14 protein-coding genes are annotated in these 15,307 nt (G+C 72.2%); 11 read left to right on the top strand and 3 right to left on the bottom strand.

The window, feature by feature from the left end; genetic code table 11:
• The first annotated feature begins 51 nt into the window (after positions 1–51).
• The 4 genes from AQI94_RS10050 to AQI94_RS10035 all read left to right on the top strand — a co-directional run bounded on the left by AQI94_RS10050 (position 52) and on the right by AQI94_RS10035 (position 3,872).
• Positions 52–1,704, top strand: a complete 1,653-nt coding sequence (locus tag AQI94_RS10050) for a beta-N-acetylhexosaminidase (protein ID WP_062229688.1) — start codon at positions 52–54, stop codon at positions 1,702–1,704.
• Positions 1,705–1,828: 124 nt separating this feature from the next.
• On the top strand, positions 1,829–2,593 hold the full coding sequence (locus AQI94_RS10045; protein ID WP_031045761.1) for a DUF4328 domain-containing protein: 765 nt from the start codon (positions 1,829–1,831) through the stop codon (positions 2,591–2,593).
• Positions 2,594–2,680: 87 nt separating this feature from the next.
• Positions 2,681–3,184: a hypothetical protein gene (locus tag AQI94_RS10040; RefSeq protein ID WP_031045764.1), complete on the top strand. Its 504-nt coding sequence runs from the start codon at positions 2,681–2,683 to the stop codon at positions 3,182–3,184.
• Positions 3,185–3,260: 76 nt separating this feature from the next.
• The gene (locus AQI94_RS10035) at positions 3,261–3,872 is read left to right on the top strand and encodes a hypothetical protein (protein WP_031045766.1); all 612 of its coding nucleotides are present in this window, start codon (positions 3,261–3,263) and stop codon (positions 3,870–3,872) included.
• 42 nt (positions 3,873–3,914) lie between these two features.
• Here the strand turns inward: AQI94_RS10035 and AQI94_RS10030 are convergent, their stop codons facing one another.
• Positions 3,915–4,376: a DUF1877 family protein gene (locus AQI94_RS10030; RefSeq protein WP_031045768.1), complete on the bottom strand. Its 462-nt coding sequence runs from the start codon at positions 4,374–4,376 to the stop codon at positions 3,915–3,917.
• Positions 4,377–4,600: 224 nt separating this feature from the next.
• On the opposite strand from AQI94_RS10030, the gene AQI94_RS10025 reads away from it, so the two are divergent.
• Both AQI94_RS10025 and AQI94_RS10020 read left to right on the top strand, forming a co-directional pair.
• Positions 4,601–4,993, top strand: a complete 393-nt coding sequence (locus AQI94_RS10025) for a hypothetical protein (protein ID WP_031045770.1) — start codon at positions 4,601–4,603, stop codon at positions 4,991–4,993.
• A 74-nt stretch (positions 4,994–5,067) separates the two neighbouring features.
• Entirely contained in the window at positions 5,068–6,540 is a 1,473-nt protein-coding gene (locus tag AQI94_RS10020; RefSeq protein ID WP_031045773.1) for an MFS transporter, read from the top strand.
• A gap of 10 nt (positions 6,541–6,550) precedes the next feature.
• On the opposite strand, the gene AQI94_RS10015 is transcribed toward AQI94_RS10020, so the two are convergent.
• A complete protein-coding gene (locus AQI94_RS10015; protein ID WP_031045777.1) occupies positions 6,551–8,746 on the bottom strand; it encodes a peptidoglycan recognition protein family protein in 2,196 nt (731 codons plus the stop codon).
• Between the two features lie 270 nt (positions 8,747–9,016).
• Here AQI94_RS10015 and AQI94_RS10010 point away from each other — a divergent pair, with 270 nt between their 5' ends.
• From AQI94_RS10010 to AQI94_RS09995, 4 genes are all read left to right on the top strand, one after another.
• Complete coding sequence (locus tag AQI94_RS10010; protein WP_031045781.1) at positions 9,017–9,634, top strand: RNA polymerase sigma factor; 618 nt, start codon at positions 9,017–9,019, stop codon at positions 9,632–9,634.
• Positions 9,631–10,500 carry a hypothetical protein gene (locus AQI94_RS10005; RefSeq protein ID WP_031045784.1) on the top strand — a complete coding sequence of 290 codons (870 nt, stop codon included), beginning with the start codon at positions 9,631–9,633 and terminating at the stop codon, positions 10,498–10,500. The genes AQI94_RS10010 and AQI94_RS10005 overlap by 4 nt, the downstream gene beginning before the upstream one ends.
• 323 nt (positions 10,501–10,823) lie before the next feature.
• The gene (locus tag AQI94_RS10000; RefSeq protein WP_031045787.1) at positions 10,824–11,486 is read left to right on the top strand and encodes an RNA polymerase sigma factor; all 663 of its coding nucleotides are present in this window, start codon (positions 10,824–10,826) and stop codon (positions 11,484–11,486) included.
• Complete coding sequence (locus AQI94_RS09995; RefSeq protein ID WP_037942452.1) at positions 11,486–12,538, top strand: hypothetical protein; 1,053 nt, start codon at positions 11,486–11,488, stop codon at positions 12,536–12,538. The genes AQI94_RS10000 and AQI94_RS09995 overlap by 1 nt, the downstream gene beginning before the upstream one ends.
• Before the next feature lie 222 nt (positions 12,539–12,760).
• Here the strand turns inward: AQI94_RS09995 and AQI94_RS09990 are convergent, their stop codons facing one another.
• Entirely contained in the window at positions 12,761–13,597 is an 837-nt protein-coding gene (locus AQI94_RS09990) for a L,D-transpeptidase family protein (RefSeq protein WP_031045793.1), read from the bottom strand.
• A 121-nt stretch (positions 13,598–13,718) separates the two neighbouring features.
• Between AQI94_RS09990 and AQI94_RS09985 the strand changes: the two genes are divergently transcribed.
• Entirely contained in the window at positions 13,719–15,299 is a 1,581-nt protein-coding gene (locus AQI94_RS09985; RefSeq protein WP_031045797.1) for an acyl-CoA mutase large subunit family protein, read from the top strand.
• Positions 15,300–15,307: the final 8 nt, after the last annotated feature.

Raw genomic sequence — 15,307 nt, 5'->3', positions numbered from 1 at the left:
CGGAACGTGTGGTGGACACGTCCCTCGCTCTCAAGGCCCTAGGTTGACGATGTGAGCCAGCACAGGAAGCGACCGGAGAAGCAGACACGGGGGCTGATCGCGGGGGCGGTCGCCGTCACCGTGGCGGCCGGAGTGGGCCTCGGGCTGTGGGCGGGCGGCGACAGCGACCCGGCGGGATCGGCCCAGTCCCAGGCCCGGTCACCCGCGGGCGGCAGAGCGGAAGGCTCCCGGGTCCCGTCGAAGGCCCCGAGCCCGGCCCCCAGCCCCACCCGGTCCTACCCCCTGTCCACCACTCCCCGCACGATCCCCGCCGTCCGCGCCCACACCCCGGCGCGCGGCCCCGGCTGGCGTCCCGCCTCCGGCCGGCGCGTGGTCGTGAACGACGCCGACCTCGCCGACGAGGGGCGCCTTCTCGCCGGTGAGCTGGGGCTGACGTACGCCGGGCAGAAGGACGACGTACGCGCCGGGGACGTGCGCCTCACCCTCAACGACGACGAGGGCGCGAACCCGGAGTCGTACCGCATGACCGTGCGCGGCGGGCGGGTCGCCATCAGCGCGGCGGACGACGCGGGCGTGTTCTACGGCACCCGCACCCTCAAGCAGGAGGTCCGCGGCGGCGGTACGGCGGCGGAGGGCGTCGTGCGCGACGAGCCCGCCAAGCCGGTGCGCGGGTTCTCGCTGGACATCGCGCGCAAGACCTTCACGGCCGGCTGGATCGAGGACCGGGTCCGGGAGTTGGGCGACCTGAAGTTCAACCAGCTCCAGCTGCACTTCTCCGACGACCAGGCGTTCCGGATCGAGTCCGACTCGCACCCGGAGATCGTGTCCGCGCAGCACCTGAGCAAGGCGCAGGTCAGGAGGATCGTCGCGCTCGCGGCCCAGCGGCACATCACCGTCGTACCGGAGATCGACTCGCCAGGGCATCTGGGCGCGGTCATCGCCGCGCACCCCGACCTGCAGTTGCGCAGCGCGGCGGGGAGCACCCCGCAGGGCACCGTCGACATCTCCAACCCCGCCTCCGCCAAGATCGTCGACGACCTGCTGAACGAGTACGCCGGCCTCTTCCCCGGCGCCTGGTGGCACCTCGGCGGCGACGAGTACCGCGCGCTGATGGTCTCCGACCCGGCGGCGACCTACCCGCAGCTCGCCGCCGCGGCCAGGAAGGCCTACGGGGCCGGGGCCACCGTCGAGGACCTGACCACCGGCTGGCTCAACGACCGCGCCGCCACCGTCCGCAAGCACGGCAGGACCCCGCGCGCGTGGAACGACGGCTTCTTCCGCGGTACGTCCGTCCAGCCGGACAAGGACATCCAGGTCGGGTACTGGACGGGCAAGGAGATCGGCGCCCGGCAGCCGGTGGCGTACCTGAGCACGGGACGCAAGCTCATCAACTACAACGACGAGTTCCTCTACTACGTCCTCGGGCAGCCCAACCAGTTCTTCTATCCGACCGGACAGCGGATCTACGAGCAGTGGACCCCGAGGGTCGTCCGCGGCACGACGGCCGTCCCCGCCAAGTACGACGGCCAGATCCTCGGCGCCTACTTCGCGGTGTGGTGCGACTTCCCGAACGCGCAGACCCAGGACCAGGTCGCCGCGGGCATCCGGATGCCGCTGCGGGCGACCGTGCAGAAGCTGTGGGACCCGGGGAAGCCCGCGCTGACCTGGACGCGGTTCAAGGCGCTGGCGGACCGGCTGGGCTGAGGAACCGGGGATTCACGGTGGACGCGCGGGGCCGGCGAACCGTATGTTCCGCATGCCGCGCGTGAGGCTCTGGGGAGAACCGGCGCGGTCTGCTGATCATCCGCACCTCGGGGGGACCTCCACCATGCTCTGCACGCGCTGCCACCACTTCGAAGCGGCACCGGACGGCGTCCTGTGCACCCAGTGCACCGCCCTGCCCGGGTTCCAGGCCCCGCCGGCCGGCACCCCGAAGGCCTGGCTGCGCTCTCCCGTCGGGCTCGGCCGGGCCACCGCGGTGCTGCTGGGCGTGGCCGCGGCCGTCGACGTCTTCGCCCTCGGTGCGGACGCGTACACGTACGACGTCACGGGCGACCTCGCCGGGAACACCTCCTGGGACTCCGCACTGGACCGGGCCGACCTGGCGGACACGCTCACCGCCGTGGCCGCCTCCGCGCAGGCCGCCGTACTGCTGGTCTGTGCCGTCGTCTTCGTGATCTGGCTCTGGCGGGTACGGGTCAACGCCGAGGTGTTCGCCCCGGACGGGCACGCCAAGGCGCGCGGCTGGGTGATCGCCGGCTGGGTCGTGCCGTTCGTGAGTCTCTGGTACCCGCGCAGGGTCGTGCTGGACGTCTGGAACGCGAGCAGCCCGGAGGCAGAGCCCCGGGGGCATGCGCTGGTCAACGTCTGGTGGGCCTCGTGGCTCCTGACGAACGTCGCCGGGCGGTTCCTGGCCGGTATGGCCGGGGAGGCCGACACCCCCCAGGAGCTCCACGACACGACGGGCCAGATGCTGTTCGCGGACGGCGTCGACCTCGTCGCAGCCCTGCTCGCCGCCGCCGTCGTGCTGCGACTGACGCGGATGCAGGACGAGAAGGCCCACCGCGGCCCCGTGGTACCCGTCGCCGCGTGACGGATTTGGTCCGTCCTGCTGCGAACTGCCGTACGAATGTGGTGTATTCGGGCCCGAACCGTACCGAGCAGCCGGGGGGAACCGGGGATGGGCTACTGGGGTTACTTCGTCGTGGGCCGCGGGGAGCGGCCGCTCGCCGAGACGGACGCGCTGGCCGGCGCCGAGGGCATGGTCCTGCGCGAGTCGGCGCCCGGCGGCTGGCAGGTCTGGGAGTACGCCAACGGCGAGGGCGATGTCGGGAACATGAACGCCCTCGCGCTGGAGACCGGTTCGCCCGCGCTCTTCGGATACGTCATGGACAGCGCCTCGGTGGTCCTGGAGGCGGCGGGACCGGAGAGCGGGGCCTGGACGACCTGTCTGGCCCGCACCGCCATGGCCGGGTACCTCGGGGGCGGCGAGGAGGGTCTGACCCTGGAGGACTACTTCCTCGAACCCCGCGACGCGGCGGCGCGGGCCGTCGCCTGGGCCGCGGAGGCGGGACACGAGGTGGCGGAGGAGCCGCTGCTCGACGTACTGAACGCCGAGCCCGACCTGTTGGCCGAAAACCTCTTCTTCCGTATGCTCGACCGGCTCGGTGTGGTGCCCCTGTGACACTCCCGAGCCATCGCGCGCAGTAAGGGGAAGTGCGGGTTCCGTTAGGGAATGCCGCTCGGCGAGGGAGGCGTGGATGAGTCTGGTGGAGCTGATCGGCCAGGCCGACGAACGCGGCCTGGCCGCCAGCGGGTTGGCTTGTTTGGATCGCTGCGTACCGCTGCTCGGCGGCGACGACGAGATTCTCCGGCCCCTGTGGGCGGGGCTCGCGGACGACGCCGGGGCCGAGGAGTGGGGCGAACGGCTGGAGCAGGTGCGGGGGAAGCTGGGCGGGGACGGGGAGTTCGAGGCGGCCGACGGGGAGCCGGGCCAGGGCTCCGACTCCGGTTCGGGCTCCGGTGAGGACGAGGCCGTGCTGCTGGCCCGCCGGATGCTCGCCGCCGCGCCGGCCGAACGATCCGCCGCCGGGGTACGGGCGTGGGCCGACGCCTGCTCGGTCGCCGCGCTGCAGATCCACCGGCTGCTCGACCCCCTGAAGGACGCCGGCGACTCGGTCGACGCCCGCCGCGAGGGCCGTACGGAGGGCATGTCCCCGCTCGTCGCCGCCGAACTGCGCCGCCAGATCACCGTCCTGGAGCTTCTCGCCGGTCATGGCCCGGCAGGTCTGCGCCCGGCTCTGGAGGTCTCGACGGAGGGCCGCCGGGTACTGCGCGCGGTGGTGTCCCGCAGGAGCCGGCGCCGGGGGTGAGAGCCGCGGCTCAGTGGAGGAGTGGCTCGGTGGAGCAGTGGCTCACTGGATGAGCCACTTGACCACCGCGTCCCCGTACTGCGCCGTCTGTCCGTAGAACGCCGTCAGATCCCGGTGCGCCGCCGCGAACACCCCCCGCGCCTCCCGTTCCGCGGCCGCTCCGCCGTGTCTCGGAAGGACGTCCTCGCGGGCGACCCGCCACAGGGCCTCGAAGTCGGCCGCACCCAGGTACGCCGAGACGCGGTTCGCCCGGGCCGCGGTCAGCAGCAGGAACGGGGGTTTGTCGTGGTCGCCCGGGTAGACCGGGAGGCCGCCGAGGACCACCTCGGCGCCCGCGTACAGGAGTTCGTGGTCCAGGTAGGACTTGTCCAGCACCTCCTCCCGGTGTCGTCCGATGCGTTCGCGTACGGCGTCCCAGTCGTCCTCGAACAGCCGTTGCATCCAGTTCGCGCTGTTGCGCAGGGCCGAGGGCGGCACCGCGCGGAGATGGAAGTAGTCGCTCATCAGAGAGAGGAGCGCAGGGGAGGGGCGAATCGTCACACCGGCGTCAACCTCGCTACCGAGAGGGTCCTGTGACCGTCCGGGGAGGGATACGGCGAAGGTGCGTCGGTCCTGCGCCGGTCCCGCCAAGAGGCCCCGATCCGGGTGACGAAACACCTCTCCCGAACGCTTTCACCCTTGTGATGACTGATGTGACGGCTCAGGCAACTGCCCCTACGACGGCCGATGTGACCACCCGCCGGACCAGCCGCCCCGCCGCCGCGGCCAAACCCGTGCGCTGGGCCGCCGACGCCGTGTCGGCCCTGCGCGAGGGCGCCCGTGTCCGCCTCGACTACTCGGCGCAGAGCCTGTGGCGCGTCGACCGGCTGATCGAGGAGATTCGGCGGGAGGGGGCGCCGTACGCCGCCGTGGAGACCGTGCTGCGCGGGCTCGGTGCCTACGCCGGTGAGGTCGTCGTCCACCAGACCGGTGCCGAGTGGTGGACGAGCGGCGGCGAGCACTGGGTCCGTACGCCCGACGGACGGCTGTGGGACCCGGTGGACGAGGCCCGCCGCTGCTTCGCCGGGGACGGCTCGCTGCGGCTGCTGTGCCGCGACGCGACCGGTGGCGGGCGGCACTGACCGCGGAGGCAAAAACACCGTAATAAGAGACGCTACCGTTCCCAAAGGGCCGATGGCAGGCGCACGATGGGGTCATGGCCGACAACCGTCGTTGGTGGGCGCTGGTCGTCATCGCGCTTGCCCAGTTGATGGTCGTGCTGGACATGACCATCGTGAACATCGCCCTGCCGTCCGCCCAGGCCGACCTGAACATGTCGGACGGGAACCGGCAGTGGGTCATCACCGCCTACACCCTCGCCTTCGGTGGGCTCCTGCTGCTCGGCGGCCGGATCGCCGACCTCGCCGGACGCCGGACCACCTTCATGATCGGGCTCGTCGGTTTCGCCGCCGCCTCCGCACTCGGCGGGGCCGCGACCGGCCAGGGCATGCTGTTCGGGGCCCGCGCCCTGCAGGGTGTGTTCGCCGCGCTGCTCGCGCCGTCCGCGCTGTCCCTGCTCTCGACGACCTTCACCGAACCGAAGGAACGCGCCAAGGCCTTCGGGGTGTTCGGCGCGATCGTCGGGGCCGGCGCCGCGATCGGGCTGCTCGCGGGCGGTCTGCTCACCCAGTATCTGGACTGGCGCTGGTGCCTGTACGTCAACGTCCCCATCGCGCTGGTCGCGTTCGCGGGCGCGTGGGCGATCCTCTCGCCCGGCGGACGGCACCCCGACGCCCATCTCGACGTGCCGGGCGCGCTGCTCGGCTCGGCCGGGATGCTGTCACTGGTGTACGGCTTCTCCGAGGCGGAGTCCCGGGGTTGGGGCGACGCCCTCGTGGTGACCCTGCTGGTCGCCGGGGTCGTCCTGCTCGCCGCGTTCGCGGTGTGGCAGACCCGGGCGCGGGTGCCGCTGCTGCCGATGTCGGTGATCAGGGACCGGCAGCGCGTCGGCGCCTTCCTGACCGTCCTGTTCGTCACCGTCGGGATGTTCGGCGTCTTCCTGTTCCTGACCTACTACCTCCAGGGCGTCCTCGGATGGTCGCCGCTGAAGACCGGGCTCGCGTATCTGCCCATGACCGCCGCGATGATCGTCGGCTCGACGCAGATCGCCGCACGCCTGCTGGGAAAGGTCCCGCCGCGGGTCCTGATCGTGCCCGGACTGCTGCTCGCCGCGGGCGGGTTGTCGGTCATCGCCCAGGTCGGCGTGGAACCGGCGTACGTCTCGCACGTCCTGCCCGGGATGCTGATGCTGGGTCTCGGCATGAGCACGGCGATGATGACCTCCATCTCGCTGGCCACCGGAAGCGTCGCGCCGCGCGACTCGGGGGCGGCCTCGGCGACCTTCAACACCGCCCAGCAGGTGGGCGGTTCGATCGGTACGGCCCTGCTGAACACGATCGCCGCGAGCGTGACCGCGACCTACCTCACCGCGCACGCGGGCCCCGGCGTCGACCGGCGGCAGCTCCAGGCGGAGGCCACCGTGCACGGCTTCAACGTGGCCACCTGGTGGGCGTTCGGCGCGCTGCTGCTCGCCGCGCTGATCGCGGGAGTCGTCGTGAACGCGGAACGGGCGCCCACCCCCCAGGGAGTGGGGGAGCGGACGCCCGAGCCGGTGGACACACTGGGCTGAGGCTGAGGCCCTACTTGATGTAGACCAGGCCGTCCGTCGTGACCGTCGGACGGCCGCTGGTGCCGACCACCACGATCTTCACGGTGTGCTTGGCACTGCTGGACCAGGACTTGGTCCAGATCGCGTCGCGGTACTTCGTGGTCGAGGACTTCAGGTCCACGGTCGCGACCTTGGTGCCGTCCACGTACACGTAGGCCTGCCCGGAGGTGGACGCCCGCGAGACCACCCAGGAGGCGGACCGGCCGGTGAACGTCCAGCTCAGGCTCGCGCCCTTGGAACCGCTGGAGTACGACTTCCCGCCGAGGTAGCTGGTGGACGAACGCGCGGTCCAGCTCCCGGACTTCGTCGCCGAGGTCTCCTGGAGGATCATCGGCGTGTAGGAGGGCGACGAGGTGCGGGTGTTGCCCGCGACGTCGTACGCCTTCATCGACCAGATGCTCGCGGTACCGGACTTGGCGGTACGGCTGGAGCTGGTGGTGGTCGGGCCGAAGGTGGCCGTCGTCGGGGACAGCAGGCTCACCGACTTCAGCGCCTGGGAGTCGGCGGCCTTCCAGCCGAGGGTGACCGGGACGGCGGTGGTGCTGACCGTGCCGGTGCGCAGGGTGAGCTGGGGCGTGGTGGAGAAGGCCGGCGCGGTGGTGTCGGTGGCGACGGTCAGCGCGGTGGTCGCGGGAGTGGTCCTGCCGGACTGGTGCACCGCGCGTACGGCGACCTTGTGGGTGCCCGCGGTCAGCGTGGTGCTCGCCGAGGTGGCCGTACCGGCGGCGGAGGCGACGACCTTGCCGTCGACCAGGAGCTCGAACCGGGAGATCAGCGAACTCGGCGTGGTGGCCGACCACTTCGCCGTGATCGCGCCCTTCGTCCAGTACGTCGAGCCGGACAGGGTCGCGCCGGTCAGCGAGGTGAGCTTCAGGCCCTGCACCGGGCCGGCGGCCCAGGCGCGGATGGTGGGCAGCTGGTCGTAGAGGGAGTTGCCCGGGCACTCGGTGGCGTAGCCGTCGCGGTGACCGGAGATCCGGTCGAAGGTGTAGGCGGTGCCCGCGGTGAAGCTCGTACCGGCGAAGTTCTTCTGGGTGGCGCCCGCGTTCAGCTGGACCGTCGAGTCGGGGGCGACGCCGTACTGGCCGAGCTTCCAGGCCGCGATCCGGGCGACCGAGGTGAGGGCGGCGTTCGAGGCGCCCGCGGCGGTGTAGTCGCCGAGGACGGCGATGCCGGCGGACTCACGGTTCCAGCCGTAGGTGTGCGCGCCGAGGACCGGCAGGTCCACCCCGCCCTTGCGGCCCTCGAAGACCGTGCCGCACTTGTCGACCAGGAAGTTGTAGCCGATGTCGTTCCACTTCTCGGTCTGCGTGTGATACGCGTAGATGCCCCGGATGATCGACGCCGATTCCTCGCACGAGTAGTCGTTGGAGCCCGCCGTGTGGTGCACGAAGACGGCCTTCACGTCGGCGTTGTACTCCGACGGATCGGGGCTGAGCGACTCGTCGGCGCCCCAGCCGGAGCGGGGGACGATCGTGGGCTCGGGGACCGTCGACGGGGGCGCGGTGGGCGTGGTGGCGGTCGGCGTCGGTGTGGGCGTCGCGGTCGGTGACACGGTGGCGGGCGCCGAAGGCGAGGCGGACGTGCTCTCGCTCCCGGTCGGGGCCGGCGTCTCGGTCCCGCCCACGGCGAACGCCGCCGGGTCCGTGTCGTCGCCGGTGTCCCGCTGCTCCGCCGCGGTCGCGATGCCCGGGTCGACGAGGTTGACCTCAAGTCCCTTGGGCAGTCCGGCACTCGTGGTGCCGTCCTCGTGGACGACCTGCACCTGCACGCCGTCCGAGGGGCCCACCCACAGCGGTTCGGACGCGCCACGCGCGCCGCTGCGCTCGTCGGGGTCCTCCGGCGGGTCGATGGTCGTCTCCAGGTCCTGCCAGGCGGTCCACTCGCCCGTCTCGCTCCCGCGGGTCCTGACCTGCGCCCTGCCCTCCAGCTGCTTGGCCGTCCCCGTCCACGAGACACCGAGCAGCGAGAACTGCCTGGTCTCGGTGCGCGGCAGCTCCCGCTTGCCGGCCGCGGTGCCCTTCAGCGCCAAGTCGTAGACCTTCACCGGCCGCTTGGGCTGCACGTCCCCCGCGGCGTCGGCCGACGGACTGGCGACGGCGTAGGTCGCGATGCCGCCGCCTCCCAGAACCACCGCCCCGAGCGTCAGCCACGCACGCCGCTTCATACTGAGCGGTCTGTACGCACGGCTATTACGACGACTCACTACCCCACCCCTGAATTTGGTCACACAAAAACCACCTGTCACACAGGTGGCATCTACACAGCGTACGAAGCCTGCCAGGTGTCACACGTGTGCGATGCGGGGTGCCCGGGATGTCCGGCCCGCTGTGACACTTCTGTGAAGTCCGGCGCTGTTGACCGTGGGGGACATGGGCAAGGGCGACCGTGCCGGAGGGTGCGGAACCGCCACGAACCGGTACGGACAGGAAAGTTCTTGGGCCAGGGAGGGGAACCCCGCCGCGCGCAGGCACACGACGGGGAACTGGGTGCGGCTGTCGCGCGGGCCCAGGAGGGCGACGAGACCGCCTTCGCGGTCGCCTACCGGCTGGTGCAGCCCGGACTGCTCGGGTATCTGCGCGGGCTGGTCGGGGAGGACGCGGAGGACGTGGCGTCGGACGCCTGGCTGGAGATCGCCCGGGACCTGCGCCGGTTCCGGGGGGACGGGGCGGGCTTCAGGGGCTGGACCGCGACCATCGCCCGGCACCGGGCCCTGGACCATCTGCGCCGGCAGAAGGTGCGGCCCCGGTCGGCGGCGCTGGAACAGGACATGCTGGACCTGCCCGGCCCGTACAGCACCCACGACCAGGCGCTGGAGTCACTCTCCACCGAGTACGCCCTGGAACTGGTCCGGGGGCTGCCGCGGGACCAGGCCGAGGCGGTGCTGCTGCGGGTGGTGGTCGGACTGGACGGCCCCGCCGCGGCCCGCGTCCTCGGCAAGCGCCCCGGCGCGGTGCGCACCGCCGCGTACCGGGGTCTGAAGCGGCTGGCGCATCAGCTGGGCGTCGAGAGTGTGACGGATGACGGCTCCCGGACGCTGGGGGAGTCGACATGACAGGGCAGGACGCCACGTCGGACAGGGACGGACACGGCATGGGTGACGAGCGGAGCGGCGATGCCTTCGGCCGCCGGCATGCGCGCCCGGCGAAGGCCGTGCGGGGACGGGCGCGGGGCGAGGGCGCGACGCCCGGCCGGGAGCAGGCGTACGACGGGAGGCCCCGGTCCGAGGACAGCCCCCTGGAAGCGCTGCTCGCCGCGGCCATCCGTGACGAGAAGTGCGAGGACGAGGGGGAGCGGCGGGCCGTGGCGGCCTTTCGGGCGGCGAGGGACGCCGGGGAGCATCGGGCGCGCACGCGCCGGCGCGACGACTGGCGCGCCCGCCCGCGGCGGAGCAGGGCGCGTTCGCTGAAGGCAACGCTCTCCGTGCTCCTGGCGAGCCTCACCCTCGGCGGGGTCGCGTACGCGGCGATCGGTTCGGCGGGCGGCGGTCATGACCGGGGCGCGGCAGGGGAACCGGACGCCCGCCCGAGCGTCCCGGTGAGCACCTCGGCCCCGTCGCGCGTCGGCACCCGGCCCTCCGCGTCCGCTCCGTCGGACCGTCCGCCCACCGCGAAGGACACCCTGGCCCACTGTCGTGCGTACGAGAAGCTGCGGGGCCGCGGCAAGGCGCTGGACTCCACGGCGTTCCAGCGGCTCGTGACGGCGGCCGGCGGCGAGGCGAACGTGAGCGCTTACTGCACCGCGCTGACGGACGCGGCCGACGCGCAGAGCGCGAACGCGGCCAAGGGCGCGGCGAACGCGAACGGCGGGGGCGGTGACGCGCAGAACTCCGACGACGCGGGCGGCGCGATTCAGGGCAACCAGAAGGACAAGGCGGGCGGCGGGCAGAACGCGGACGGGAACAAGTCCGGCAAGCAGTGACCCGGGGCGGCCGAGGCGACGGCCGGGGCCGCCACCCCCCACAGGAGAGGCCCCGGCCGTCGCGCGGCACGGGCCGCGCGGCGGCCCGTACTTTCTTCAGCGTCATGAGTGCGGTTTCTGTCACACCCCACCGGACCAGCTCCGGATCACGAGGTCGTTGCATTTTGTACTGACATGGACGAGCAGCGGTTTCAGGTCGTAACGTGCCTTTCGCGCCGGGCGCGGAAGTTGAATGATCAACGCGACTCTCGAACGATCACCACAACCCCTCGACGGCTCGAAGCGGCGACCATCGATCGCGACCACGTATTGAGGATTCACGGGTGCTGGGGGACGACGCGGAGTTGACTGCCGCGGTGCTTGCGGCACAGGACGGGGACGAGACCGCGTTCCGGACTGTGTACCGCGCGGTGCACCCGCGGCTGCTCGGATACGTCCGGACACTGGTCGGAGATCCGGACGCCGAGGACGTGGCCTCCGAGGCCTGGCTCCAGATAGCCCGTGACCTGGACCGCTTCGACGGGGACGCGGACCGTTTCCGAGGCTGGGCCGCCCGGATAGCCCGCAACCGCGCCCTCGACCACATCCGGATGCGCGGCCGCCGCCCCGCCATCGGCGGCGACGAGACCGAGCTGACCGGGAAGCCCGCCGCGTCGGACACCGCGGGCGAGGCCATCGAGGCGCTGGCCACCGACACCACCCTCTCGCTCATCGCCCGGCTGCCCCAGGACCAGGCCGAGGCCGTGGTGCTGCGCGTGGTGGTCGGCCTGGACGCCAAGACCGCGGCCGAGACCCTCGGCAAGCGTCCCGGCGCGGTACGGACGGCCGCGCACCGGGGTCTGAAACGGCTCGCCGAGCTCCTCGGCGAGGATCCGGAATCGGCCGGCGTGCTCGACGCCCTGCCCCCGCAGCGAGAACCGCAGGACGGTGCGGTGACGTCCGCGAGTGTGACGCATATGCGTCCGCGGACGCAGAAGGACATGTGATGGCCGACGAGCGCTACAGGTGGCTGGACCTCGAGACAGCGGAGCGGTTGCTGCGCGGCGAGTCACTGGAAGCTGTCGACGAGGCCGCCCGCGACCAGGCCGAGCGGCTAGCGAAAACGCTGGACGCGCTGACCGTGGAACCCGCCCCGACCAGCGACGGACTCCCCGGTGAGGAGGCCGCGCTGGCCGCGTTCCGCAAGGTGCGCGCGGAGCGTGCGGACGACTGGGTGAGCCCGCCCGCCCGGGGCCGGCACCGGACCGGAACCGGTTCCGCCGACGCCGGTCTCGTGCGCATCGGCGCCCCGGACGCGGCGCCCGGACGTCCCCGCCGACGGCGTCCCGCGCACCTCGCACTGGCCGCCGTACTGACCGTCGGGATGGTGGGCGGAGTGGCCGTCGCGGCCGGAATCGGCGTGCTTCCGCACCTCGGGGACGGCGAACCGGAACCCGCGGCGACGGTGTCGGCCGCCGCCACCCCGGACCGCACGTTCGACTCGCCGTCGGCCCCGGCTCCTGAGGTCGTGCCCTCGCCCGAGGGCTCCCCCTCCGCAGGGGCCGGCTCCCGGGACACGGCACGCGGCGACACCGGGACGACGCCCGACAAGGGCTCCGAGGGGCTGGGCGTACGGCCCCGGCGCGACGGGAACGGAGCCGCCTCGGCCTGCCGGGACGTGCGCGCCGGCAAGAAGCTCGACTCGCACCGCGAGCGCTCCCTGGAGAGCGCGGCGGGCGGTGCCTCCCAGGTCTGGAAGTACTGCAAGGGCGTCCTGTCCGGCACCGGCACCCGGGGCGACGCCCAGTCCGCCCCCGACGACCGCAAGGGCGACGGCAAGGGCGAGGACACCGGCGACCACGAGGACAGCGACAAGGGCGGCCCCGGCGACGGGCACGGCCGGGGCGACGGGCACGGTCACCACGGCAACCAGTTCACGTCCCCCCGCAAGAACCACCACGCCCCCGAGGGCGACACCGCGTCCGGCGCCCCGCTCGCCACATCCGGGGCAACGATGTCACCGGAGCCGGCCCCGAGCCCGTCGTACAGCGCACTCTGACCGCGCGCCAAGCCGCTGAACTGCACTTTTCTCACCCGCCCCGAAATCTTTCGCGGTGGGTGTGACGTTTTCGGGGGCCGGAGCGCAGTACTGAGTGAGCCGACTGGTCATCGGCCGTCGCACAGAGCCGGGGTTCCCCCCGTACCTACGGCTCGTGCACCTGGCGCGGGCGGGACACGTTCCCCCGGTCCCGTCCGCGCCCCTGATTCCCTCGCGCGGACGTCACCAGTGGACGACGACCTTGTCGCCGCTCCTCACCTGGGCGAACAGGTCCGCGATCGCCGCCTCGTCGCGGACGTTGACGCAGCCGTGGGAGCCGCCCGCGTAACCGTGGGCCGCGAAGTCGGCCGAGTAGTGCACCGCCTGGCCGCCGCTGAAGAACATGGCGTACGGCATGGGGGAGTCGTAGAGCGTCGACACATGGTGCCGTGACTTCCAGTAGACGCTGAACACGCCCTCGCGGGTCGGTGTGCCCACCGAGCCGAAGCGGACCGGCACGGTCATGACCGTCCGCCCGTCGATCATCCAGCGCAGGGTCCGGCTCGTCTTGCTGATGCACAGCACCCGCCCGGTCAGACAGCGGGCGTCCGGCGCGTCGGCCGGCTGGCCGCCCATCAGATACAGCTCCCACTTGCCCGGCTCGTGCGTCATGCCCTTCAGCCGCTTCCAGGTGACCGTGTCGGTCCTCCCGGTCCTCGGCAGCCCGCGCTTGCCCTGGAAGCCCTTCACCGCTCGCTCGGTGAGATCGTCGTACGACCCGGTCGGCCCGTCGTGGAGCCAGGCGACCTCACGCAGCCGGGCCTGCAACTCCCGTACGTCCCGCCCGGAGTCGCCCCGCGACCACAGCACGGCGGGCGCGGCGGCCCCGGCGGACGGTGTCGTCGCACCCGGCTTCGCGTCGTCGTCCGCCGGCGGTGTGCTGTGCCGCGGCGGTGTGCTGTGCTCCGGGACCTCGATCCGCACGGGCAGGTGCCGCCCGCCGTCCTTGTCCCCGCCGGCGGTCACCGTGCAGCCGCAGGCCAGCGCCAGGACCAGCAGCGTGGCGAACGATCTCCCCATGCCCGTACTACGCATCCGGACCCCCAGTCGTCTCACCGGCATCCCCTGATGTCTCCCCCCGGAGGGCCGGTCGCGAACGACCCGGCGGCGCTTCGCCCGAGACCGCAATACCGTGGTGGGCATGACGCGTGAGTCGGAGTCCGGACTGCCCATCGAACCCGTCTACGGCCCCGAGGCCCTCCAGGGCTGGGACCCCGAGGAGAAGCTCGGCGAGCCGGGCGGGTACCCCTTCACGCGCGGCGTGTACCCGTCGATGTACACGGGCCGCCCCTGGACCATGCGTCAGTACGCCGGTTTCGGCACGGCGACGGAGTCCAACGCCCGCTACCGGCAGCTGATCGCGCACGGCACGACGGGACTGTCGGTCGCCTTCGACCTGCCCACCCAGATGGGCCACGACTCCGACGCCCCGATCGCCCACGGCGAGGTCGGCAAGGTCGGAGTGGCGATCGACTCGGTCGACGACATGCGGGTGCTGTTCGGCGGGATCCCGCTGGACCAGGTCTCCACCTCGATGACGATCAACGCCCCGGCCGCTCTCCTGCTCCTGCTGTACCAACTGGTCGCCGAGGAGCAGGGAGCCGGCGCCGACCGCCTCACCGGCACGATCCAGAACGACGTGCTGAAGGAGTACATCGCGCGCGGGACGTACATCTTCCCGCCCAAGCCCTCGCTGCGGCTGACCGCCGACATCTTCAAGTACTGCAGGGCCGAGATCCCGCGGTGGAACACGATCTCGATCTCCGGCTACCACATGGCGGAGGCGGGTGCCTCGCCCGCGCAGGAGATCGCCTTCACCCTCGCCGACGGCATCGAGTACGTGCGCACGGCGGTCGCGGCCGGCATGGACGTCGACGACTTCGCCCCCCGGCTGTCGTTCTTCTTCGTCGCGCGGACGACGATCCTGGAGGAGGTCGCCAAGTTCCGCGCGGCCAGGCGGATCTGGGCGAAGGTGATGCGCGACGAGTTCGGCGCGCGGAACCCGAAGTCGCTGATGCTGCGCTTCCACACGCAGACGGCCGGGGTGCAGCTGACGGCCCAGCAGCCGGAGGTGAACCTGGTCCGGGTCGCCGTCCAGGGTCTGGCGGCCGTCCTCGGCGGCACGCAGTCGCTGCACACCAACTCCTTCGACGAGGCCATCGCCCTGCCGACCGACAGGTCCGCCCGGCTGGCCCTGCGCACCCAGCAGGTGCTGGCCCACGAGACGGACGTGACGGCGACGGTCGACCCGTTCGCGGGCTCGTACGTCGTCGAGACGATGACCGACGACGTCGAGGCGGCCGCGCTGGACCTGATGCGCCGGGTCGAGGACCTCGGTGGCGCGGTCGCCGCCATCGAGCACGGCTTCCAGAAGGACGAGATCGAGCGCAACGCCTACCGGATCGCCCAGGAGACCGACTCCGGTGAGCGGGTGGTCGTGGGCGTCAACCGCTTCCGGCTCGACGAGGAGGAGCCGTACGAGCCGCTCCGCGTCGACCCGGCCATCGAGGCCCGGCAGGCCGAACGCCTCGCGAGGCTCCGCGCCGAACGCGACCGGGCCGCGGTGGACGCGGCCCTCGCCGCCCTCAAGAAGGCGGCCGAGGGCGAGGACAACGTCCTGTACCCGATGAAGGACGCGCTGAAGGCCCGGGCGACGGTGGGCGAGGTGTGCAACGCGCTGCGCGAGGTGTGGGGGACCTACGTCCCCTCGGACGCGTTCTGAGTGCGACA

Source organism: Streptomyces pseudovenezuelae (assembly GCF_001513955.1).
In the GTDB taxonomy this organism is placed as follows: Bacteria; Actinomycetota; Actinomycetes; order Streptomycetales; family Streptomycetaceae; genus Streptomyces; species Streptomyces pseudovenezuelae.
This window is presented reverse-complemented; position numbering and strand designations above follow the sequence as displayed.

Coding starts and splice junctions, on each gene's coding strand:
- AQI94_RS10015 (WP_031045777.1), bottom strand. CDS start 8,746: ATGAAGCGGCGTGCGTGGCTGACGCTCGGGGCGGTGGTTCTGGGAGGC.
- AQI94_RS10030 (WP_031045768.1), bottom strand. CDS start 4,376: ATGAGCGACTACTTCCATCTCCGCGCGGTGCCGCCCTCGGCCCTGCGC.
- AQI94_RS10035 (WP_031045766.1), top strand. CDS start 3,261: ATGAGTCTGGTGGAGCTGATCGGCCAGGCCGACGAACGCGGCCTGGCC.
- AQI94_RS10045 (WP_031045761.1), top strand. CDS start 1,829: ATGCTCTGCACGCGCTGCCACCACTTCGAAGCGGCACCGGACGGCGTC.
- AQI94_RS10020 (WP_031045773.1), top strand. CDS start 5,068: ATGGCCGACAACCGTCGTTGGTGGGCGCTGGTCGTCATCGCGCTTGCC.
- AQI94_RS09985 (WP_031045797.1), top strand. CDS start 13,719: ATGACGCGTGAGTCGGAGTCCGGACTGCCCATCGAACCCGTCTACGGC.
- AQI94_RS10040 (WP_031045764.1), top strand. CDS start 2,681: ATGGGCTACTGGGGTTACTTCGTCGTGGGCCGCGGGGAGCGGCCGCTC.
- AQI94_RS10005 (WP_031045784.1), top strand. CDS start 9,631: ATGACAGGGCAGGACGCCACGTCGGACAGGGACGGACACGGCATGGGT.
- AQI94_RS09995 (WP_037942452.1), top strand. CDS start 11,486: ATGGCCGACGAGCGCTACAGGTGGCTGGACCTCGAGACAGCGGAGCGG.
- AQI94_RS09990 (WP_031045793.1), bottom strand. CDS start 13,597: ATGGGGAGATCGTTCGCCACGCTGCTGGTCCTGGCGCTGGCCTGCGGC.